The organism is Psychrobacter sp. TPE 89C (assembly GCF_055522395.1).
In genome coordinates, this window is record NZ_JBVFXW010000002.1 from 71,623 (window position 1) to 93,625 (window position 22,003).

Consider the following 22,003-nt stretch of genomic DNA (forward strand, 5'->3'; position numbering starts at 1 on the left):
AACCGAGTGCAAGTTATACATTAGTATGCTTAACGAGGATGACGATGTAGCCGATTTATATAGATTTGACTATATTCTATGATATGTCTAGCGACCTAATATGCGAGTTGCTCAGTATACGTATCAAGCCGTATATAATGACCAAGATAAATATACTGACCAAGTTCGATATCGTCATCTAGTTGATAATAACCAAGTATAAAAAGCAGAGTTCATCCTATAAGCAGCATAATAACGGTTTAGCTCAATAGTCGATTTAATAAAATACCTCTCTCAACATGTTGGATTCATATGACCACCTCACACCCAAAACCACGTCGTAAAGGTTGGCTACCACGCTCCTATTCCAATACTTGGCTGACAACCTTGATGGTCTCCTTTATTGTCCTTATCAGTGTTGGCTTATCGATTTTGTTTTTTTGGCGAAGCTTGTATTTACCAGAGCTAAAAAACCATGCTCGCTATTTAACGAGCGAGCTACAGCTGATGAACAGTGTCAATCAAGACTGGAAAGACCGTCCTGAGGTACGCCGATGGATTTATCAGCATTCTCATGTGGTGGTGGTAAATAATCCGAATGACTTTCCAGAAGTGTCTGACAAGGCGTTTGTCGGGGTCTTTACCGATGTTTTGCAACGCGAAATCGGTGCGCAGTTAGGTCGGCCTGTTGAAGTATATTTCAAATTTAAACCAACACCGCAGCTTTGGGTACAAGACAGCCGAGACGACAGTTTTTGGATTCGTGAGCCAGTGGTCTATTACTCACAGTACAGTCCAGGATTGTTGGTACTATTCCTCATTGGATTGCCTATTCTGTCGCTGCTAACCATTATCTTACTGGCGCGACAACTAAACCGCCCATTGCGATATTTACAGCGTGCTGCAACCAACTATATTCGCCTCGGTCACGCAACTACTCTACCAACGCAAAAAGGTCCTACCGAGATACGCCAAGTCAATATGGCATTCAATCGCCTATTTACGACGCTAAACCAAGCACAAAAAGAACGCACAATTATGCTTGCTGGCATCTCACATGATCTGCGTACACCTTTGACTCGTATGCGTTTGACGGCAGAAATGCTGCCAGATGACTTTTTTCGAGAAGGACTGATTTATGATATTGAGGATATGGACGCCATCTTAGAGCAATTTATTTCATTTATGAAAGATGGTTCTGATGAGCCAGTGAGCCTGACTAATTTGAACACCATTTTTAATGAAATCATGGTGCAATTTGCTCCGATGGAATTTATTTATCAGTCAGAGTGTCATAAAGTTGTTCCTATACGCCCCATGTCTATCAAACGCCTCATTATAAATCTGGTAAACAATTCGAAGCGTTATGGTAAGGGACCTATTTACCTATCGGCGACTGTGATGCCGACATTTATAGAGACTATTGAAGATGAAGATAGTGACGTGGTCAGTGAAAGTGCTGTCAATCAGGAAGCACAAGAGCAACTAATGATATGTGTAAGGGACTGTGGTGACGGCGTTGCAGAGGATCAATTAGAACGTATTATGCAACCTTTTGAACGGGGAGAGACCGCACGTACCACCCAAGGTAGCGGTTTAGGTTTGGCTATCGTAGACCGTATCGCAAGATTGCATCATGGCACAGTAGAAGCTATCAACCATCCTGAAGGTGGTCTACAGGTTTGTGTACGTATACCTTTGCTTTCTAAAGTTGCGGGAGATAAGACAGTCGCTGCCGATACCGAAGAGCGTTCAGGTTTTGATAACAACCTATTGAATAAAGACGACTAGACTGAACCTGACTAGAGCTAGAAAATACTTCATTGCAGTTTTTGCATGAATAAAAACTAGTCTCTAGTTCCGATGACAGGAGGGATATACTTGGCGCTATTGGTAAACTCTAATGGTTGAGTAATACTTTCTTGCGCAGCTTTTAACGTTTGAGTCGTCGAAGGCTGCTGTAAGAATAAGTAATACCCTAGCGTTATTGCATTTAAAACCACCAAACCACCAAATAAATACGGCATCCTTTGCCCTCCTCTACTGTCAAAAAATCTACTTTTAAAACCATTATTGGTACTGCAGTACTGACCATGATTACATCATAAAATATGATTAGATTCGTAATCTATAGCTTATTAATTCATGTTTCAGTAATTCTTAGCTAAAAAGTAGCTATAGTGTTGTGTATTGCCTCTATTTATCATCACTTATCATCAAAACCACGTTCACTTTTCTCCTGCGTCAACTCGTCAGCAGCCAGAATTTGTGTCAGTGGTTTAATCGGCCATGTCATAACAAATCGGGCACCACCAAGTGGCTCGCTCTCATCGACTTTCATACTACCATTAAACCAAAAAGCAATACGCGATACAATAGACAAGCCCAGACCATAGCCACCTGATGCACGCGTACGACTATCATCTAGCCGTGAGAATGGAATAAATACTTTTTCGCGATCTGCTTCTGGAATACCATGACCATCATCTTCAACACTAACAAACGCATTGCCTTTTTTGACGCCTGCGCTAATGACAATCGTGGTCTCTGCATAGCGTAATGCATTGCCTGCAAGGTTTTGAATCACACGATGTAGATAGCGTCGGTCGGCAATGGCGGTTACTTTAGCGTTCGGCAGTTTGGTCACTATCTTGATTGGCTTACCTAGTGCATTGGTCTCACGTTCAATCTGCTCAAGCAACTCTCTAAGATTGACTGGCTCCAAATCTAGTTTTGGTGAGCCTTCTTCAAGCTTAGCATAGGTCAAAATCTCATCAATCAAACCATTGAGCGATTCAATATCTTCATCGATATAGTCGCGCTGCATAAAGCGTGAGTCTTCATCATCAGTATCAGCAAGCATATCGACAGCAAAGCGAATACGAGCCACAGGCGTACGTAACTCATGTGACACTGCTCGTGTCAGCTCTCGCTGCGACTCAATCAAACGTTTGATATGTGAGGTCATCGCATTAAAAGTCGCTGCTAAACGAGCAATTTCATCTTGCCCAATCACTTGCACCTGACTTTCAAGGTTACCTTTACTGACTTCATTGACACCGACCTGAATCAATTGTAATTTGCGTTCAAGCGGGAAAATCAATGCATATACACCCAAGCTGATTAAAAACATGCTTATCAAAATCATACTTATAATCAAATTGAGGGGAAACCAGTTAAATAAAGGTACTGGCCCAATCAAAATGGCCATATCATTGATTTCAGAAGGCACTACTATCTGGATAGCCGAATTACTTTTACTGCTATTGGTGTCCTGCAGTGAGATAACAACCTCATCACGGCGCAATCGACCCATCTGATCGGTATCCAAATCCAGCGTATTAACTGCTTTGAATTCCAATGGGAAGGAGAACTTCTCTTCTAACTGAGCCAAGCGTGCACGTTTATCAGGCAGCGTCACGTGATAAGACAAATCATCTAATAAGAACACAGCTATTGCACGCACTTGCTGTTCAGTGACTTGCGTAACCCTAGCCGTTAGGACATTTTTATTGTCAGGTAAACGATAATAGACATCGGCATGCACAGGTTGAGTAACATAGCGTACGACTGTGTTGTCATTTTCAAAACGTCGCAATTCACTGGCATTAAAGTCCACGTCAGTAATAGGCACAATACTGAACTTTGAGCCAAACAAACTACTCGCATCAGACAGCCAATACTCACGCTGCTCTTCACTCTCCTGATGAGAAATACCTTCGCTCACCAGATGAAAAGCGCCCTTGGCCATATTTTCACGATAGGACTGTACACGCTCTTTATTGATTGTATCCATCAATAACTGGGCAAATAACGCCACACATAAACAGACTATGAGTAGTCCAGCATAGATACGAACAAAAATACTGTGTTTTAAAGAAGAGACTAATGACATACGTGCCGTGACCAACTTAATGAATAAAAACTGCTGATATCATGCAGCACATAAGCGCTGTATAACAAATAATATCAAACAGTATGGAGTAAAAACGATCCTAGCTATTATGTTTTTTGTGTTGAGCTGATACTTAGCACACTTTGTACCATGTGCAGGGTCTCAGTCACTACAATAATTGTTTAATTAAACCACATAACACTATAATTAAGTTCAAAAATTCAAATTTAGCCATAAAAAAACCAGCATAGTTGCTGGTTTTTTATATGACGATTATCAATAGTAAGTAATTACTCAAAGGAACGAGAATTAGTTGCCTTCTTTCACAAATAAATAACCTTTACTACGTACGGTTTTAATACGTTTAGGGTTTTCTGGATCATCACCAATCTTTGGACGAATACGTGAGATACGTACGTCAATTGAGCGATCTTGACCATCATATTCAATACCGCGTAGACGTTCAAAAATATCTTCACGAGATAGAATACGACCAGCATTAGAAGCTAGCAACCATAAAAGGTCATATTCAGCACTGGTGAAATCAACCAGCTCATCACCTAGATTCACTGAACGACCACCATTGTCGATGACCAACTCACCAAACTCTAGGCGCTGTGGCACGTCTTCTGATGGTGCATTTTCTGAACGGCGTAATAATGCACGAATACGGGCAAGCAAGACACGTGGCTGAGCAGGTTTTGCGACATAATCATCGGCACCCATCTCAAGACCTAGTACCTGATCCATATCTTCAGTACGAGCCGTCAGCATCAAAATAGGATTTTGGTAATGCGGGCGAACTTCACGACAAACCGTTAATCCATCGCTACCAGGAAGCATCACATCAAGTACAACCAAATCTGGTTGCTCATTGACGATACGGCGAATAGCACGATTACCATCTGTTTCAATCGCTACTTCTAAACCGTTTTTGACCAAGTAATCTTGGGTCAGCATGGCCAGACGCTCATCATCCTCAACAATCAAGATTCGGGGGGTGTTGTCTTCTTCATTCGTTGTCATTGTTATATCCTCTAATACATCTAATTTAAAAGTAGTAAAAGTAAGAGCGGTAAATTAATAGCACCATCACGTGGCACAATTGATGTTCGTATAGCTGTTACAAACTTGGTAGCACAGTATACTATTAAATATACAGCTTCCTATACTATAGCTTATAGTCGTTAACAAAACCTATAAACTACACCTATTAAAACGTTAGTTTACGTCCAAAAAATACGTGATTTACGCAAATAACAGCAGACAAGTTGGTTTTATCACTCCTTGAATGTCTAAATATTGGTAAGTAAACTAACCAAATTAGCTTTTCAAGGAACTTCTAATCGCTTTACTCTCACTCAGAACTTACTCTCTATGACATATAATATAGCGACATATTGTTGTTGTCGCCAGTGACTTTTTAGAAATTGTCTAATATTCTTTGATTCATATATATTTGATATGGTCACTCTAAAAACAGGCATAAAAAAACAGCCCATATTGGACTGTTTTTTTATCGTCGAAAGACTAAAACTTTCAAACAAAAATTTTAAGCACGGTTTTTGTACTTACGGATAGTCTGTAGCTGTGCCACAGACTCTGCTAATGATGCTAAAGCTGCATTAGTCTGTACAGTGTCCGATTGATTGACAAGCATTTGCTCAGCCTTTTTACGTGCTTCAACAATTTTGCTTTCATCAAGGTTATGTGCACGCATGGCTGTATCAGCCAATACGGTAACCATCTTCGGCTGTACTTCTAATACACCGCCTGATACATAAATTATTTCTTCTTCACCGTCTGGTGTTTGCACTCGCATCGCACCCGGTTTTAACAAAGTAATAAGCGGTGTGTGACCTGGCAATACACCAATCTCGCCTTCGGTTCCCGTAGCTATTAACATGCTAATTTCGCCTGAATACAACTCTTCACGAGCACTTACGACGCGACATTGTAACGTTGCCATACTTAACTCCTTACTATCAAAACGCGATCAAAAAAACAGTAAAAACTGCGATGCGTTACTGATGAGTAGATAAACGTATTATAGCCTATCTACTCGTTAGCCAATGCTTGAGCAACTTACGCTGCAGAAGATTTCATTTTTTCTGCTTTGGCAACAACTTCATCGATGCCACCAGCCATATAGAATGCCTGCTCTGGCAAGTCATCGTATTCACCAGCGATGATTGCTTTAAAGCTAGCAATGGTATCGCGTAATGGTACATATTTACCAGGTGCACCAGTAAAGATTTCAGCAACGTGGAATGGCTGTGATAAGAAGCGCTGAATCTTACGAGCACGATAAACAACCAGTTTATCTTCTTCTGATAACTCATCCATACCCAAAATTGCGATGATATCTTTAAGCTCTTTATAGCGCTGTAGGATTTCCTGTACGCCACGAGCAACATTGTAATGCTCTTCGCCGATCACTTGTGGATCTAGCTGACGTGACGTTGAATCCAATGGATCAACCGCAGGATAGATACCTTGTGAAGCGATATCACGGCTTAGTACAACTGTTGCATCCAAGTGAGCAAACGTCGTAGCAGGTGATGGATCGGTCAAATCATCCGCAGGTACGTATACAGCTTGAACTGAAGTAATAGAGCCTGACTGAGTTGACGTGATACGCTCTTGCAGCATACCCATCTCTTCAGCTAGCGTTGGCTGATAACCAACTGCTGATGGCATACGACCTAGTAGTGCTGATACTTCAGTACCGGCTAGTGTGTAGCGATAGATGTTATCAACAAACAGCAATACGTCACGACCTTTGCCAGTAGCAGGATCTTTGGTATCACGGAAGTACTCAGCCATGGTCAAACCAGACAGTGCAACACGTAAACGGTTACCCGGTGGCTCATTCATCTGGCCATATACCATTGCTACTTTAGATTTGCTAAAGTCTTCAGTGTTTACAACGCCAGCTTCTTGCATTTCGTGATAGAAATCGTTACCTTCACGAGTACGTTCACCAACACCAGCAAATACTGACAAGCCTTCATGCTTAAGCGCAATGTTGTTGATCAATTCCATCATGTTGACGGTTTTACCAACACCAGCACCACCAAACAGACCAACTTTACCACCTTTTGCAAACGGGCAAAGTAAATCAATAACCTTGATGCCTGTTTCTAATAGTTCAGTACTGTTTGACTGCTCTGCATAGCTTGGAGCTTCACGATGGATAGACCATTTTTCATCAGCAGCAACAGGACCTTCTTCATCGATAGGACGACCAAGAACATCCATGATGCGACCTAGTGTACCAATACCGACAGGTACAGAAATAGGTGCGCCAGTGTTAGTAACTGGTAGGTTACGCTTTAGGCCTTCAGTTGAACCCATTGCGATAGTACGTACGATGCCATCACCTAGCTGTTGCTGTACTTCTAGGGTGGTTTCGGTACCGTCTACTTGCAAGGCATCAAAAATTTTAGGAACTTCGTTACGGTTGAACTCAACGTCAAGAACCGCGCCAATAATCTGTACAATACGACCGCTACTCATTGCGTTCTCCTTGAACTTCTATATATAGGTGTAGTCAATTATGAAACAGCAGCAGCACCGCCAACGATTTCCGAGATTTCTCGAGTAATCGCCGCTTGACGCAGCTTGTTATAAACCAACTGTAAATCGTTAATAAGGTCACCAGCATTATCTGTAGCCGCTTTCATCGCAACCATACGTGACGACTGCTCAGAGGCAATGTTTTCCATTACCGCTTGATAAACAATCGACTCAATATAACGGCCAAGCAATTCATCAATCAAAGTCTTGATGTCAGGCTCGTAGATATAATCCCAGCTAAGCTCAGTCTGCATGCCGCTGTCTTCATCAATAAGCGATCCCTCTGGAAGAGGTACTAACTGACTGACTGTCGGCTTTTGAGTCATGGCATTGATAAACTGGTTATATACCACATAGATACGGTCTAAATTACCGTTACTATAGTCCTCAAGCATCGCCTGAACAGGTGCGTTCAATTGCTCAAACGTTGGCTTATCACCATAATCGGTCACGGCCGAGGTAACTTTACCACCAAAGTTTTTGAAAAAACTCACACCTTTAGCGCCAATGGCTGCAAACTCAGTCTGTACAGACTGGTCTTGGTATTGCTGGATACTTTTAGTTAAAGCTTTAAATAGGTTGACATTCAAACCACCCGCTAGACCACGGTCAGAGGTAATGACAATATAGCCAACCTTATTGACTGGGCGCGATACCATATACGGATGTTTGTAGTCTGATGAAGCATGCACCAAATGTGAGATAACCCGGCGCATACTATCAGCATACGGGCGACCCACTTCCATGCGCTCTTGTGCACGGCGCATTTTACTTGCTGCAACCATTTGCATTGCGCGAGTAATTTTTTGGGTGCTTTTAATACTGGTGACTTTGGCACGTATCTCTTTTAAGCTTGCCATAATGATTCCAATATAAGAGGGTTAAAAAGCATTGGCGCAAGCGACAATCATTTAATATACAACATTAATCTGACAGAGTAATATTTTATATCTTGTGCATTACGCGTTCTAATACCGTCAATGGTTAAAACAGTGGCGCTCTATCTTGGCAAAAATCTGATCAGACAACGCGCCACTTTATCAGCTATCAAAGATAGCCATAACCAAATTCGGCTTAACCCGTTAAATTAATAACTGTGATTTTGTTTAAATGTCTCTAGAGCTGACTTTAAACGACCTGCGATATCATCGTTGTAGTTCGCAGTGTCATCAATCTCACGCATCAATTCACTCTGCTCATCATGCATATAGCGTAAGTAAGCTTCTTCGAAAGAACCAATTTTTTCAACAGGCACGTCAGATAAAAATCCTTCATTCGAAGCATAAATAACTGCTGCTTGCTCAGAGATAGACATTGGCTGATACTGCTTCTGCTTCATAAGTTCAGTCACACGCTCACCATGATCAAGCTGTTCGCGAGTTGCGTCATCAAGATCTGAGGCAAACTGAGCAAATGCTGCTAGTTCACGATACTGAGCTAGTGCGGTACGGATACCACCAGACAGTTTCTTAATGATCTTAGTCTGTGCAGCACCACCAACACGAGATACCGAAATACCAGCGTTGACTGCTGGACGGAGACCTGATGCGAATAAACTAGACTCTAGGAAGATCTGACCATCAGTAATTGAGATTACGTTAGTCGGTACGAATGCAGAAACGTCACCAGCTTGGGTCTCAATGATTGGTAATGCAGTTAAAGAACCTGTTTTACCAACAACTTCACCATTAGTGAATTTTTCTACATAAGCAGCATTTACACGTGATGCACGCTCAAGTAAACGTGAGTGTAAATAGAATACGTCACCAGGATATGCTTCACGGCCTGGCGGACGACGTAGCAATAGTGAAATCTGACGATAAGCAACAGCTTGCTTTGATAAGTCATCAAAGACAATCAGAGCATCTTCGCCGCGGTCACGGAAATATTCGCCCATCGTACAACCTGAGTACGGTGCGATATACTGTAGTGCTGCTGGCTCTGATGCTGATGCAACCACAACCGTGGTATATTCTAATGCACCAGTTTGCTCAAGCTTACGTACGACGTTGGCGATGGTCGAACGTTTCTGACCGATAGCTACGTACACACACTTAATGCCAGATGATTTCTGTGCAATAATCGCATCGATAGCCATTGCGGTTTTACCCGTCTGACGGTCACCAATGATAAGCTCACGCTGACCACGACCAATTGGGATCATAGTATCAACGGCTTTATAACCAGTCATTACTGGCTGATCTACTGACTGACGATCGATAACACCTGGGGCGATCTTTTCGACTTTGTCAGTCATCTTGGCATCGATAGGACCTTTGCCATCGATAGGATTACCCAAAGCATCAACAACACGGCCTAGCAGCTCAGGACCTACGGGTACTTCAAGAATGCGACCAGTACAATAGGCTTTTTGACCTTCTTGTAACTTTAGGAAGTCACCTAGTACTACCGCACCAACAGAATCACGCTCTAAGTTAAGCGCCATTCCATAGACTTCACCTTCAAACTCAATCATTTCGCCGTACATGGCATCTTCAAGACCATGAATCTGCACGATACCGTCAGATACTTTGACAATCGTGCCTTCATTCTTTGCAGTTGCACCCGCATCAAGGTCTTGAATACGCTGCTTAATCAGGTTACTGATTTCCGCTGGATTCAATTGTTGCATTGCCTTGTTTCCTTTAATTTATGATAACCCGCCCACTGACTTAAATGCTCTTACTATCACGCAGATATTAAATGACTGCGTTGATGAATGGCATTAGGCAGTTAGCTGTGTTTTTAACTGTTGTAACTTGCCGCGCATCGAATCATCAATGATTTTGTCACCGACTTTGATCGTAGCACCTGCCAATAGACTTGGATCAACTGATTCGTGAATCACCACACTAGCGTTTAGCGAGGCAGCGAGACGTGTTTGAATCATTTGACGTTGGTCATCCGTTAATGGATAAGCAGAAGTCACATATGCGTCAAGCTGCTTTAAGCTTACTGCCTTGTGATGACGATAATGCTCATAAACTTCAGGAAGCAGCGCCAGACGCTCTTGTTCTGCCAGCTGCTTAATAAAATTATTGAGCGCTGGTGATACTTTAGGATAGCTAATACTATTACCGTAGCGAGAACCTTTGTTCTCACCTAATAGCTGTTTAAAAGCAGAGTCGTTATCACCAGCCACTTGTGAGTCATAAAGATCAACCAAAGCAGCTGACTTATGCTCAGCCGTAACGGCTGGATTTTCTAGCCAAGTACGGAACGCTTTGTCATTGACAATTGCACCAGCGATAAACAAGAAATTTTCCCACTCGTCTACGGCCCCGTTTTCATTGGCATAGTCAAACGCGGCTCTAGCGTAGGGTCGTGCTAAGGTTGATAAGTCAGCCATTATATCCTCACAGTTACAGCTTCGCCGCCAGTTGGTCTAGCATACTGGCATGTTTTTGCACATCGACTTTGTCTTGCAAAATCTTTTCTGCACCAAGTACAGCCAGTTCAGCAACTTGAGCACGTAATGAATCACGCGCCTGATTGATTTCTTGGTCGATAGACGCTTGCGCTTGTTGACGAATGCGCTCGCCTTCCACTTGGGCATGCGTTTTTGCATCTTCGACAAGCTGGTTGGCACTTTTATTCGCTTGCTCGATTAGAGCAGCAGCTTTAGTCTTTGCAAGAGTAAGCTCCTGCTGGACATCTTGCTCCGCGGTCGCCAGATCTGCTTTTGCTTTTTCTGCGGCATTCAGGCCTTCAGCAATTTTACGCTGACGCTCATTGATGGCACCAATAAGTGGTGGCCACACGAATTTCATGCAGAACATCACAAAGATTGCAAAAGCAATGGCTTGACCGATGAGGGTAGAATTGATATTCACGTGATCACCTCTTTGTTAATGAAAAATCAGTTTCATTGATCATATTTGATAGCCAAACTTTGGCTATGGTTAAGATACAAACTTTGACTACCAAACATTTACAACTGAGCTTTCTGATTAACCTGCTAGAGGGTTAGCGAATAACAATAGCATAGCAATACCAACACCGATCATCGGAATAGCATCAAGAAGACCTGCTACGATGAACATACGAGTTTGTAGCTGTGAGCCTAGTTCTGGCTGACGTGCTACGCCTTCTAGGAATTTACCACCTAGAATAGCAAAACCAATACCTGTGCCAAGTGCGCCAAGACCGATAAGTAGCGCTACTGCGATAACTGTGTAACCACCTAATACTGGATCCATTGATGTATCCTCATTTACCTATTGAATGTCTAATTAATGTTCAGTTGATGATGCGAGCGACATATAAACTATCGTCAGCATCATAAATACGAACGCTTGAAGTGTAATAACTAAGATGTGGAAGATAGCCCACGGTACCGATAACGCCCATTGAATCCAAAACGGCATTAGAGCAATCAGTATGAAAATCAATTCCCCAGCATACATGTTGCCGAATAGACGCAAACCAAGTGATACAGGTTTGGCTATTAGAGTAACTGCTTCTAGGATGAAGTTGATGGGAATCAAAATCGCTTGTACGATTGGGTTTTTGGCGCCAAACGGATGTAGTGTTAATTCACCGATAAAGCCGCCCAAACCTTTTTCTTTAATGCTATAAAAGATAATCAGTGCAAAGACAGAGAACGACATGCCAAGCGTGATGTTAGGATCAGTCGTTGGAACAATCTTAAAGAAAACATGATGTGGATCATGGCCCATTGCAGCACCAATTTGTCCCGCAATACCTGGAACGAAGTCGACAGGTATTAGATCCATCAAGTTCATCAAAAAGATCCAAACAAAGATGGTCAACGCCAATGGTGCAATCAGTTTTGATGTACCACTGTATGAATCACGAACGTTGTTATCAACAAACTCAACGATCAATTCAACTGCTGCCTGCATTTTGCCTGGCACGCCTGAAGTGACTTTTTTGGCAACCATCCAAAAGATGGTACAAAATAGAATGCCCAGACCAATTGACCATAGCATAGAGTCAAGATGGATAGCTTTAAAGCCCATTAGCCCCGCTTCTTCAGCAGTATAGGCAACTTTCCAACCTTCGCCCGGCAGATAGCCGTACGTCCAATTCGTTAAGTGGTGAGAGATATATTCTGATGATGTTTGCTCGGATGCCATAATGTAAGCTTCTTATTAATCAACGATTTAATCAACTACCAAAAATATGGTTGTCATCTGATGAGGTTTAGTGTTTTATTTGATGTGCTTATAAGCAAGCAAATAATTCATGCTAACGCGCTCATGTAATCAATAACATCCAACCCATAGTTCTATTACTAGTGCGCAACTCAATAGCTACAAATGAAATTTAGCTATCAAAAAAGGGCTTATGATGAATCAGTAATAGCCCTTGCATGTGTACGAAAAATTATTATATATGTGCTCGCCTACTGTCGTGTTCCACGACTGGCGCCTTATACAAGGTTTGTAAGCAAAATATTTAGCTGCCTATATTAATGCAGCGTTGTATTCGTGTAAAGTCAATTGTTACTTTTTTATCCGTTGTATGAATAAGTTAGCAACGCTTAACGTTTACCAATATAGCTTTACGGCTGTAATTTAATTGTAATAATTTAATTACAAATGATAACGATAGCGAAACTTGCCCTACCCTATCACCGCATTCTTAAATGCTACATTCATTTAGAACACTTATACTACAGTTTTTATAGTCACTAGCGCTGTCATAAGACAGGTTTTTATGTTTTGACTTTTTAAAACTAGTCATAGAGAAGCTGGACGGCAGGGTGGCTTGCATAGCGTTATTAATCACAAAACCATATAAATAGTTATATGATTAACCCTAGCGTATATGCCACAACATCCAACTGTGACTAATTTGCATTACCATAAAACCGATAAACAGCGCAGGCGCAGATAGGGGTTGTACGGTAATAAAAATTAGTGCGAAACCTAACACGGCTAATAGCCATTTGGCCATCTGCCCTCGATATAGCTGGCTAACAATATGTTGGCGTGCGCGATATCCAGTATGCCAAAAGATAAAAGAAGCAAATACGGCTTGAGTAGTAAAACTTAGCAACGCACCAATTGCGGCGCTTTTCGTTACAGTAAGCTCACTATCTAACCAAATAGCATCTAGAATCCAAACAACAATTATCAGGATAAACAATATCCATGCTTGGCGTTTGATATAGATACCAATCTTATCTTTCTGCGTGCGTTTGGCAGGCTTGGTCATCGGTATTCCTATAGCCTTACAATATTGGGATAATCTAGTATCCTTTTGACACTTTTATCCGTGAATCGCTCACTCTACAGGTAATGCCTTTCAACCAAAATTAAACGCCACTTATTATAAGGAGCATGTGAGTTTTAAGCAAGCATAATATGAAATTTGTCAACTATTTAGCGTGAAAACACGCCTCAAACTAGGCCAAACTTCATTTCAAAGCACTTAGTTTGAGGCATGGTAACATTTATTTGAAGAATACTTCGATTTATTCCTACTTACCATCCACACAATTGTTAATTTGCTGTGCCATATTCGTCCACCCTTTTACAAAGTCTTGACTGTCGCTCATGTCTTCGATTTGTACAGAAGTACTGATTGGCTGTAATTTAGCAAGCAATCCTTTAGAAACGACGCCTTGATTAACCATGCACATTTGCTTAACAGGACGGTTCTCATTTAACCAACGCAATTGACTGGCTTTTGGAGAAATATGGTGGTCTGGACTTAAGCTACCTGCTAGCTCTATATGCGCAGCTTTTTCAATATATTGATAGGCATCATGATAAGCCCAATAAGGACGGTTTTTCTGTGAAGCTTGTTGTATAGTGGCAACTGCTGTATCCATACGAGCAGCGAATTTTTTAACGTTGGCTTGATAAGTGCTTGCGTACTCTGGGTTAGCACGGCTGTGTATCACGGCCAATGCACGAGTAATGGCTTTGGCATTTTCAGGATCTAGCCAGATATGCGGATCAAGCGTGCCTGCAATCGGCGCGCCTTTTACATCACGAAGTGGATAGCGGTTGAAGGCCTTAAAGTCAAACATAGCAATGGCATTAGGGGCTGTCTCTAAACTGCCAGTCAGGCTATTTTCTAATGAAGGTCCAAACCAAACGATGAACTTACTGTCTTTAATCGCTTTAATATCACTTGGACTGATACTTCCATGATGCCCTACATCACCTGGTTGTAAAATTCTATTGGCGGCCGGTGTTCCTTCAGTCACCGCTTCACTGAGTAAAAACATCGGATAGTTGCTCACACTAACGGTTGCTGCTTGAGCATTTAGCGTTAAAAATCCTAGTAGTGCTCCAGAAACTAGCAGACGTTTTATCTTGATGATTGGACGTAGTAACTGATTGAAAGCTGAGTTCATAGTAGGTGTCTTTGGTATATGGTTGATAATGTCGAAATATCATGTTTAATGAAGAGTGACGATACAGTAGATAACATAAGACAGCTTATCTTCTTTTCATTTTATTATGTTATACTATAACAATAAAAAATATAATAAAACAGCCATTTATTTTTAGGAGTCTGCACCATGTCTATCCACTCATCAGATTGTGAACATCTACATGATGCGCAAGACTTTACGCCGCATGATGTTGTCGAGCGCTTAACCGAAGCAAAAGAGCGATGCCGTTTAAATGGATCGCGCTTTACATCTTTACGTCAGCAAATATATCAGTTGGTATTAGAAGCCAATAAGCCCATCGGTGCCTATGACCTAATCACTCTATTACAGAATATGCGCCTGTCAGATTCTCAGAGCAGTGATGATAATAAAGAGGCTGACTCAAAAAAGTCCTCATCAAAAAAACAAACCAACAAAAACGTCGCCCCACCAACGGTCTATCGCAGCTTGGAGTTTTTATTGAGCGAAGGTTTGATTCATCAATTAACGTCTATCAATGCTTATGTTCCTTGCTGTCACCCAAGAGCGCAACATACGGCGGCTTTTTTAATCTGTGGTCAGTGCCAGAGGGTACAAGAATGCAGCAGCTTGCCAGTACGAGAGATGATGAGCTTTGCTGAGCAAGATGTTGGGTTTGTTGTGGAGAACAGTGTTATTGAACTTAGTGGTCGATGCCAAGCTTGCCGATAACCTATCAGTCTTGTTTTCACTATTTTTAGTACTTTTTTATTGGTTTTTAATAGCAATATTTTTATTATTCCTATCTTTTACTTATCCATTCGTTGTCATATTATGAGCCCATCTACTTCAATATCTAATCAGCCGCTCTCCCCTACTGCTGATAACCGTCCTATGAAAGATACCAACCAGCTGCTGAGCTTAAGCAATATCAGCTACCATGTTGGACAGCAACGTATCCTTTCAAACATCGATATTGACATTGCGGTCAATGAGACGGTAAGTCTGGTGGGACCTAACGGTGCTGGCAAATCAACGTTGGTTAAACTTATTTTAGGTTTGATTGATCCGACTAAGGGCAATATCACAGCGCATCAGCCACTACAACTTGGCTATGTACCGCAGCGATTTACCGTACCGCCTATATTGCCCTTGCGAGTCAGCGACCTATTGGGTCAAGCAAATAAAAAGCGTTTAACCGACGAGCAGCGCCAGTTCATATTTGATAATTTAGCATTGACGCATTTGCTATCACGGCAGATGCTGCATTTGTCAGGTGGCGAAACACAGCGCGTCTTATTAGCCCGAGCCTTATTGGATAAACCCAATTTATTGATTTTGGATGAACCCATGCAAGGGCTTGACCCTGATACTGAGGTTTGGCTCTATCAGTTCATCGACAAGCTACCAGATTTCTTACATTGTGCCATGCTAGTGATATCGCATGATTTGCATTGGGTAATGAGAGGTAGTCGACGTGTTATTTGCCTCAACAAACATATCTGCTGCGAGGGGCAACCAAGCGAGCTGGCCATTAGCACCGAATTTAAAAAGCTATTTGGTCATTATTATGAGCAACCTTATGTGCATCAGCCACATGCTTGCCAGCATCACGCACCAAACGAGCTCGAACCATAATCATCAAAACCAAATATATGATGGCTATATCTAGTCAAATATTTTTGATATTTACTGATACTGTCTCATGCCTTTATAAAAATTTTACGGATATTCATTATGACCACTTGGTTAGCCATTATTGCTCCTGCTTGGATTGCTGGCAGTATTTTAGCACTACTATCAGCACCATTAGGGTGTTTGGTATTGTGGCGCCGTATGGCCTTTTTTGCTGATGCTCTGGCACATGGCACTTTACTTGGTGTGGCCTTAGCTGCTTGGTGGCAACTACCAATGGGCATTGGTGTTTTGTTAGTCAGCATTGCGGTAGTGTTAGGACTGGTATTAATTGATGATGAACGCCTACCAGCGGATGCCGTATTGGCAGTGGTGGCTGTCTCATTATTATGTTTAGGACTATTGACCTTAACCCAGCTGACAGATCAGCAAGCCAATGTATTAGGCTTTTTATTTGGTAATTTATTAGAGCTAGATTGGGCTGATTTGCCTCTACTTGCGGGTAGCGTGCTGGTAGGTTTGGGCTTACTACGCTATATATGGCCAGCGCAAATTAAGCTTGCGACTCATGAAGCATTGGCACGTATTCAAGGTATCAACCCGACACGCCAACGATTGTTTTTTATGGGGATATTGGCAGGGTTCTGTGCTGTTGCGCTACAAGCAGTCGGTAGCTTACTAATTAGTGGGTTGTTGGTATTGCCAGCACTAACCGCACGCTTATGGGTGACATCACCAAAACAAATGGTCATTATATCTTTAGTTATCGCTCAGTTAGGTGTTACTTTAGGCGTTTGGGGCAGCATTTGGCTAGATATTCAGACTGGACTATCTATTGTATTGATATTGGCCATTTTGTTTTTTGTGGCACTTATTTTTTCAAAATTAATCGCGACAAAATTCTGGTCAGCTCGCCGCTAATTGCTAACAATCTGTCGTAGATTATATTTTATTCAACTTTATTTGATTAATATTGCTAGAGCTTTGTTTTACTTTATGTTATAAACTTGCCTCGACACTATCGGTATCATTGATAATAGAAAGCTGCTTATAATAGCTATTGAAAATATAGTATGGTAACTGCGATTAAATATCCTATATGATGGAAAAAAGTAGTGAAAACAGATAATAGTGACTCGTTTACTTATGGTCATGTTGACAGCGTCAATGGCTCTGCTTTAATAAGGGACTGACCCAATGCCAAGCAATAGTATCAGTAGAATCAGTACGCCAGATGAGCAAGTTAATATCTTACAAGTTACCGATTTACACTTATTGACACCTAGCGCTTTTATTACAGATAACGATAATATTGACAGTGATGAAGCCGCCATTTATCAGCATAGTTTTGAGAAAGTGCTTCAACAAGCACTGAATGAAGATATTCGCTGTGATCTCATTCTCGTGACAGGTGACTTGGTTAATAAAATCATACCTACGATTTATGACCATATCTTTAAGGTACTACAAGCGACCAACATTCCTTTTGCTTGTATTGCTGGTAATCATGACGTGACTGACGAAATTGGCTGTCATTTGCCGTTTTTGCAGCGCACATTGGTTGCTCAACCTGCTGACCCTCGTTTATTGAGTCAACATATTATTGAAACTGACCATTGGCAGTTACTGCTGCTAGACTCCTCCATTAGTGGTGAGGTGGCAGGCAAAATAACGTCTGCCGACATGAGCTGGTTATGTGAAAGACTCAGTGCTTGTAACAAGCCTACGCTAATCGCCCTACACCATCATATTATACCGGTAGGCTCTGCCTGGATTGATGCTCATATAGTAGGAAATAGCGAAGATTTTTGGCAGCATATGCTAGCTTTTGAGCATCTAAAAGTAATCATTAGTGGACATATTCACCAAGACCAAGTTCGCTATCGTCAAGGCGTTTCTGTCTATACCACACCCTCAACCTGCTATCAGTTCATGCCCAACGAAGATGACTTTGCTTACGATGAAGACGCTCGACCTGGTTACCGTTGGTTGCAATTAGCCAACAATGGGACGGTTGCAAGCTGGGTTGAAAGACTGGATACTTGATGGCCATAATTACTGGTATAAAAATAGTTTTAACCCTTATGTATTAAGCATTTAGCTGATATTCACTACCCTAATATGAAGTAGATATCAAAGTAAAACAACAACCAGTATAAAAAATCACTTCATTATTATGAGAAACAATGATACAACTTATAAAATGAAGACTGCCTAATATCTACTATTAGGTACAATCATAATGGCTAGGATGACTAAGTCGACCATAATTGAGGTTTTAACCGTCAGTGGTTTGCAGTATTTTTTAAACAAGACTATTTAAATAAAGATAAGCGTAACCATATATTTGACCATCGCTATGTCAGCATAGCAAGATAGCCATACTATTAGAGCAGCTGTGTTACTTGTGTTACCAAGTGGTAAAACGTTTTATAAATGGAAAGCATTATAGCGTTCGTAAAATTAATAACGTCTTATCTGTTGATACGTCGTTTTATTGAATTAATTTGAAAAAGTAGGATACCCATATGAGCACCGTGACCACGAATCCGAGTGAAGTGAAGTTTACTCCTTATGTGCCAGCCAAAGACGAAGAATATATGTCTGATGCTCAGTTAGAGCATTTTAAAGCGATTTTATTGGACTGGAAAAACCAACTGATTGGCGAAGCAGATCGTACCAAGACTTATATCCAGGATGAGTCAAGTGCCATGCCAGATATCAATGATCGCGCGACCCAAGAAGAAGAGTTTGCGCTGGCTTTGCGTACGCGTGACCGTGAACGCAAACTCATTCGCAAAATTGATAAATCTATGTCAGAAATCGAAAATGATGACTATGGTTTTTGTGAAACTTGCGGTGTAGAGATCGGTCTGCGTCGTCTTGAAGCACGCCCAACAGCGACTCAGTGTATCGACTGTAAAACGCTATCTGAAATCAAAGAACGTCAGAACCAAGGCGCTTAGATAAGATAGCTTCAATCAAGCATAAGAAGACCATATTTAAGTACGAGCGACCATATTATTGGTCGCTCGTTGCGTTTTAGGCTATCGTTTCTATGTTGAATAACCTTTAATCAATCTATAAATATAGCCCCTAACGATAAGTGTTAAAAAATCAATTTTATTTTTAGAAGTAACACCTCTAACAAATCATCTCATTTAATAAATATCTTTTTTGACCTAACTTTATTATTCTATTTGAATAACGCTATCATCGATAACCACTTATTTTAAAAACGATCAAGATTCCTATGCCTACTCCTTCTCAGCCTATCGGCCGTTTCGCACCTTCACCCACTGGTGAGCTGCACCTTGGCTCTTTAACGACAGCACTTGCCAGCTTCTGCCATATAAAATCACTGGGTGGTCAATGGCTACTGCGCATTGAAGATACCGATACTGAGCGCTGCGATCAACAGTTCACTGAGCAAATTTTGATTGATCTAGAAGCGCTTGGCCTACACTGGGACGGCGATGTCATTTATCAATCTGAGCGTATTGATATCTATAATGATTACTTAAACTCTGCCCTGCATCCACTCACTTATGGCTGCCAATGCTCACGTAAAGGCTTAGAGCAATATTGGGCAAAAGAAGAACAGAGCCAAATTCATAATGAAAACCAGCCAAATAGAAAGCGTTATCCACGCTGCTGTGTCGCCGCTGACCTTGATAGACAGCAGCATAAACTACGCATTCAGCTACCAAACTATAGGATTGGCTTCAATGATGGTATTCAAGGAATGCAATGGGATAACCCTCAGCAGACATTAGGCGACATGGTGGCTCGTCGCCAAGATGGCATGATCAATTATATTTTGGCTGCGAGTCTCGATGATGGTCTACAACAAGTTACCCACATCATGCGTGGCTTGGATATATTACCCATGACCACAGCACAAATCAGCATCATGAATGCTGCTCACTTACCCGCTATCGACCACTGGTATCATTTGCCGTTGATATGCAATCCTGATGGACAAAAACTCTCCAAACAAAACCTTGCACAACCTATTGATACACGCAATCCAAGTCAATTAATCGTTCATGCACTAAAATTATTACAACAACCCGTCGTAGACAGAGATACCCCTGAAAACATGCTCAAGCAAGCCATTGCGCAATGGGACAATACCCCACTACAGAGCAAGCAACAGTTAAATTTATCTAACTGATAAAAAATAGATAACAAAAAGCGCCACTCATTAGCGACGCTTTTTTAAAGGAAACCAGACACTAGTAATTAAGTACCATATTATTCAGCATCATGCATAATAATAAACTGCTAATAATAACGACACTGGCTTTTTTCGATCTCAGGGCTTTCTTTATAAATTTTCAACAATAACGCAACCATCACTAGGCTAATCAACATGGATGAGCCACCATAACTAAAGAATGGCATGGTCAAACCTTTGGTCGGAATCGCGCCCATATTCATCGCTGCATTAATAATCGTCTGTGCGATAAACACCACGCCAATACCGAATGCCGTATAGCTCATACGCATCTGTCGACGTTTTAACGCGTTATAACTGATACGCATCGCACTACCGATAATCAGTGCTTCGAGCACCAACACCATAGTGACCCCAACAAAACCTAACTCTTCGCCCGTAATTGCTAGTAAAAAATCCGTGTGTGCCTCTGGCAAATGCGATAATTTTTGTACGCTCTCACCATAGCCAACACCCGTAAACTGCCCACGACCAAAAGCAATCAAACTGCGTGCTAACTGGTAATCGGTGTCCTGCACGTCATCGAACGGATCCATGAACGACATCACACGTACCAATCGATACTGTGCTGTCGTGACCATCAATACTGCGCCACCAACAGCAGCCGCAGCCAATGCTAAGAAGTGCTTATAAGGCGCACCAGCGATATAAAATATCGCAAAAATGGTTCCTAAAATCACGACAAAAGAACCAAAATCTGGCTGCGATAATAGCAGCATGGTAATGAGCGCAACCACTAGCATAATTCGCAAAAAGCCATCTAAACCATTACGAACTTCGAAAGACCGGCGCACCACAAAGTCAGACACAAAGACAATCATGACCAGCTTGGCAAGCTCTGCTACCTGAAAGTTAAAAACTCCCAAATTCAACCAGCGCTTAGAGCCATTAATAGGCGTACTAAACAAGGTTGCTACTAATAGCACGCCCGTAATACCGAGTAGCATAAATTGGGTTTCGGTCTTATATAGTGTTCGTAAGGACACGCTATAATAAGGAATAGACGCGATAACCAGACCAATCGTCATATACAGCAGTTGGTTGTTAAAAAAGTACAGCTCTGTCATACCGCGACTGAGCGCAAAAGGAATAGAAGCAGAAGCAACCATTAGTAAACTGAGCACCAGCATGCAGCCGACGCTCGATATCAAAACAGCACGTGCTGACGGCATAGAAAGAATGCCATCAGAGCCAGCGGCTTGTTTTGATTGGGACGAGGAACGAAAAAAAGAAGGGAGCGCCATAATTTTATATACACTAACGAACGAAAAACACGGCGTCTATGAAACGCCACCGTTTAAAAAACATGAAGAAGATAATACCAAACAGATCACTTGTCTGG

The 22,003-nt window shown here is 41.6% G+C and carries 21 protein-coding genes; 7 read left to right on the forward strand and 14 right to left on the reverse strand.

Annotated features, from left to right (window positions below):
- The first annotated feature begins 291 nt into the window (after positions 1-291).
- Positions 292-1,770, forward strand: coding sequence for an ATP-binding protein (locus ACZW67_RS01230; RefSeq protein WP_197218063.1), 1,479 nt, complete (start codon positions 292-294; stop codon positions 1,768-1,770).
- Positions 1,771-1,826: 56 nt separating this feature from the next.
- Here ACZW67_RS01230 and ACZW67_RS01235 read toward each other — a convergent pair whose 3' ends face one another.
- The 13 genes from ACZW67_RS01235 to ACZW67_RS01295 form a co-directional block, all read right to left on the reverse strand.
- A complete protein-coding gene (locus ACZW67_RS01235) occupies positions 1,827-2,006 on the reverse strand; it encodes a hypothetical protein (RefSeq protein WP_110923624.1) in 180 nt (59 codons plus the stop codon).
- Positions 2,007-2,185: 179 nt separating this feature from the next.
- Positions 2,186-3,874, reverse strand: coding sequence for an ATP-binding protein (locus tag ACZW67_RS01240; protein ID WP_197218062.1), 1,689 nt, complete (start codon positions 3,872-3,874; stop codon positions 2,186-2,188).
- Between the two features lie 309 nt (positions 3,875-4,183).
- On the reverse strand, positions 4,184-4,900 hold the full coding sequence (locus ACZW67_RS01245; RefSeq protein ID WP_021812806.1) for a response regulator: 717 nt from the start codon (positions 4,898-4,900) through the stop codon (positions 4,184-4,186).
- A 526-nt stretch (positions 4,901-5,426) separates the two neighbouring features.
- Complete coding sequence (locus tag ACZW67_RS01250; RefSeq protein ID WP_197218061.1) at positions 5,427-5,843, reverse strand: F0F1 ATP synthase subunit epsilon; 417 nt, start codon at positions 5,841-5,843, stop codon at positions 5,427-5,429.
- Between the two features lie 116 nt (positions 5,844-5,959).
- Complete coding sequence (atpD, locus tag ACZW67_RS01255; RefSeq protein ID WP_110923626.1) at positions 5,960-7,393, reverse strand: F0F1 ATP synthase subunit beta; 1,434 nt, start codon at positions 7,391-7,393, stop codon at positions 5,960-5,962.
- Positions 7,394-7,431: 38 nt separating this feature from the next.
- Complete coding sequence (atpG, locus tag ACZW67_RS01260; RefSeq protein ID WP_110923627.1) at positions 7,432-8,313, reverse strand: F0F1 ATP synthase subunit gamma; 882 nt, start codon at positions 8,311-8,313, stop codon at positions 7,432-7,434.
- A 227-nt stretch (positions 8,314-8,540) separates the two neighbouring features.
- On the reverse strand, positions 8,541-10,085 hold the full coding sequence (gene atpA / locus ACZW67_RS01265; protein ID WP_110923628.1) for a F0F1 ATP synthase subunit alpha: 1,545 nt from the start codon (positions 10,083-10,085) through the stop codon (positions 8,541-8,543).
- 93 nt (positions 10,086-10,178) lie between these two features.
- Complete coding sequence (locus tag ACZW67_RS01270; RefSeq protein ID WP_110923629.1) at positions 10,179-10,802, reverse strand: F0F1 ATP synthase subunit delta; 624 nt, start codon at positions 10,800-10,802, stop codon at positions 10,179-10,181.
- 13 nt (positions 10,803-10,815) lie between these two features.
- Positions 10,816-11,286 carry a F0F1 ATP synthase subunit B gene (locus ACZW67_RS01275; protein WP_465181855.1) on the reverse strand — a complete coding sequence of 157 codons (471 nt, stop codon included), beginning with the start codon at positions 11,284-11,286 and terminating at the stop codon, positions 10,816-10,818.
- Between the two features lie 117 nt (positions 11,287-11,403).
- Positions 11,404-11,652, reverse strand: coding sequence for a F0F1 ATP synthase subunit C (gene atpE, locus ACZW67_RS01280; protein WP_010197960.1), 249 nt, complete (start codon positions 11,650-11,652; stop codon positions 11,404-11,406).
- A 33-nt stretch (positions 11,653-11,685) separates the two neighbouring features.
- Positions 11,686-12,552, reverse strand: a complete 867-nt coding sequence (gene atpB, locus ACZW67_RS01285; RefSeq protein ID WP_110923631.1) for a F0F1 ATP synthase subunit A — start codon at positions 12,550-12,552, stop codon at positions 11,686-11,688.
- Between the two features lie 685 nt (positions 12,553-13,237).
- Positions 13,238-13,636 carry an ATP synthase subunit I gene (locus ACZW67_RS01290; protein WP_465181856.1) on the reverse strand — a complete coding sequence of 133 codons (399 nt, stop codon included), beginning with the start codon at positions 13,634-13,636 and terminating at the stop codon, positions 13,238-13,240.
- A 265-nt stretch (positions 13,637-13,901) separates the two neighbouring features.
- On the reverse strand, positions 13,902-14,786 hold the full coding sequence (locus ACZW67_RS01295) for a metal ABC transporter solute-binding protein, Zn/Mn family (RefSeq protein WP_465181857.1): 885 nt from the start codon (positions 14,784-14,786) through the stop codon (positions 13,902-13,904).
- Between the two features lie 168 nt (positions 14,787-14,954).
- On the opposite strand from ACZW67_RS01295, the gene ACZW67_RS01300 reads away from it, so the two are divergent.
- The 6 genes from ACZW67_RS01300 (at position 14,955) to gluQRS (ending at position 20,598) form a co-directional block, all read left to right on the forward strand.
- A complete protein-coding gene (locus ACZW67_RS01300; RefSeq protein WP_465181858.1) occupies positions 14,955-15,518 on the forward strand; it encodes a transcriptional repressor in 564 nt (187 codons plus the stop codon).
- 162 nt (positions 15,519-15,680) lie between these two features.
- Positions 15,681-16,424, forward strand: a complete 744-nt coding sequence (locus ACZW67_RS01305; protein ID WP_201550369.1) for a metal ABC transporter ATP-binding protein — start codon at positions 15,681-15,683, stop codon at positions 16,422-16,424.
- Positions 16,425-16,523: 99 nt separating this feature from the next.
- Positions 16,524-17,342 carry a metal ABC transporter permease gene (locus ACZW67_RS01310; protein WP_465181859.1) on the forward strand — a complete coding sequence of 273 codons (819 nt, stop codon included), beginning with the start codon at positions 16,524-16,526 and terminating at the stop codon, positions 17,340-17,342.
- A 276-nt stretch (positions 17,343-17,618) separates the two neighbouring features.
- Entirely contained in the window at positions 17,619-18,467 is an 849-nt protein-coding gene (locus ACZW67_RS01315) for a metallophosphoesterase (RefSeq protein WP_465181860.1), read from the forward strand.
- A 482-nt stretch (positions 18,468-18,949) separates the two neighbouring features.
- Positions 18,950-19,387, forward strand: a complete 438-nt coding sequence (gene dksA / locus ACZW67_RS01320) for an RNA polymerase-binding protein DksA (RefSeq protein ID WP_110923638.1) — start codon at positions 18,950-18,952, stop codon at positions 19,385-19,387.
- A 287-nt stretch (positions 19,388-19,674) separates the two neighbouring features.
- Positions 19,675-20,598 carry a tRNA glutamyl-Q(34) synthetase GluQRS gene (gene gluQRS, locus ACZW67_RS01325; protein WP_465181861.1) on the forward strand — a complete coding sequence of 308 codons (924 nt, stop codon included), beginning with the start codon at positions 19,675-19,677 and terminating at the stop codon, positions 20,596-20,598.
- Positions 20,599-20,708: 110 nt separating this feature from the next.
- Here gluQRS and ftsW read toward each other — a convergent pair whose 3' ends face one another.
- Positions 20,709-21,905 carry a putative lipid II flippase FtsW gene (gene ftsW, locus ACZW67_RS01330; protein WP_197101973.1) on the reverse strand — a complete coding sequence of 399 codons (1,197 nt, stop codon included), beginning with the start codon at positions 21,903-21,905 and terminating at the stop codon, positions 20,709-20,711.
- Positions 21,906-22,003 lie beyond the last annotated feature (98 nt).

Bases quoted from the DNA above. Each gene is read 5' to 3' on its own strand.
- ACZW67_RS01230 (WP_197218063.1), top strand. From the start codon at position 292: ATGACCACCTCACACCCAAAACCACGTCGTAAAGGTTGGCTACCACGC.
- ACZW67_RS01235 (WP_110923624.1), bottom strand. From the start codon at position 2,006: ATGCCGTATTTATTTGGTGGTTTGGTGGTTTTAAATGCAATAACGCTA.
- ACZW67_RS01240 (WP_197218062.1), bottom strand. From the start codon at position 3,874: ATGTCATTAGTCTCTTCTTTAAAACACAGTATTTTTGTTCGTATCTAT.
- ACZW67_RS01245 (WP_021812806.1), bottom strand. From the start codon at position 4,900: ATGACAACGAATGAAGAAGACAACACCCCCCGAATCTTGATTGTTGAG.
- ACZW67_RS01250 (WP_197218061.1), bottom strand. From the start codon at position 5,843: ATGGCAACGTTACAATGTCGCGTCGTAAGTGCTCGTGAAGAGTTGTAT.
- atpD (WP_110923626.1), bottom strand. From the start codon at position 7,393: ATGAGTAGCGGTCGTATTGTACAGATTATTGGCGCGGTTCTTGACGTT.
- atpG (WP_110923627.1), bottom strand. From the start codon at position 8,313: ATGGCAAGCTTAAAAGAGATACGTGCCAAAGTCACCAGTATTAAAAGC.
- atpA (WP_110923628.1), bottom strand. From the start codon at position 10,085: ATGCAACAATTGAATCCAGCGGAAATCAGTAACCTGATTAAGCAGCGT.
- ACZW67_RS01270 (WP_110923629.1), bottom strand. From the start codon at position 10,802: ATGGCTGACTTATCAACCTTAGCACGACCCTACGCTAGAGCCGCGTTT.
- atpE (WP_010197960.1), bottom strand. From the start codon at position 11,652: ATGGATCCAGTATTAGGTGGTTACACAGTTATCGCAGTAGCGCTACTT.
- atpB (WP_110923631.1), bottom strand. From the start codon at position 12,552: ATGGCATCCGAGCAAACATCATCAGAATATATCTCTCACCACTTAACG.
- ACZW67_RS01290 (WP_465181856.1), bottom strand. From the start codon at position 13,636: ATGACCAAGCCTGCCAAACGCACGCAGAAAGATAAGATTGGTATCTAT.
- ACZW67_RS01295 (WP_465181857.1), bottom strand. From the start codon at position 14,786: ATGAACTCAGCTTTCAATCAGTTACTACGTCCAATCATCAAGATAAAA.
- ACZW67_RS01300 (WP_465181858.1), top strand. From the start codon at position 14,955: ATGTCTATCCACTCATCAGATTGTGAACATCTACATGATGCGCAAGAC.
- ACZW67_RS01305 (WP_201550369.1), top strand. From the start codon at position 15,681: ATGAAAGATACCAACCAGCTGCTGAGCTTAAGCAATATCAGCTACCAT.
- ACZW67_RS01310 (WP_465181859.1), top strand. From the start codon at position 16,524: ATGACCACTTGGTTAGCCATTATTGCTCCTGCTTGGATTGCTGGCAGT.
- ACZW67_RS01315 (WP_465181860.1), top strand. From the start codon at position 17,619: ATGCCAAGCAATAGTATCAGTAGAATCAGTACGCCAGATGAGCAAGTT.
- dksA (WP_110923638.1), top strand. From the start codon at position 18,950: ATGAGCACCGTGACCACGAATCCGAGTGAAGTGAAGTTTACTCCTTAT.
- gluQRS (WP_465181861.1), top strand. From the start codon at position 19,675: ATGCCTACTCCTTCTCAGCCTATCGGCCGTTTCGCACCTTCACCCACT.
- ftsW (WP_197101973.1), bottom strand. From the start codon at position 21,905: ATGGCGCTCCCTTCTTTTTTTCGTTCCTCGTCCCAATCAAAACAAGCC.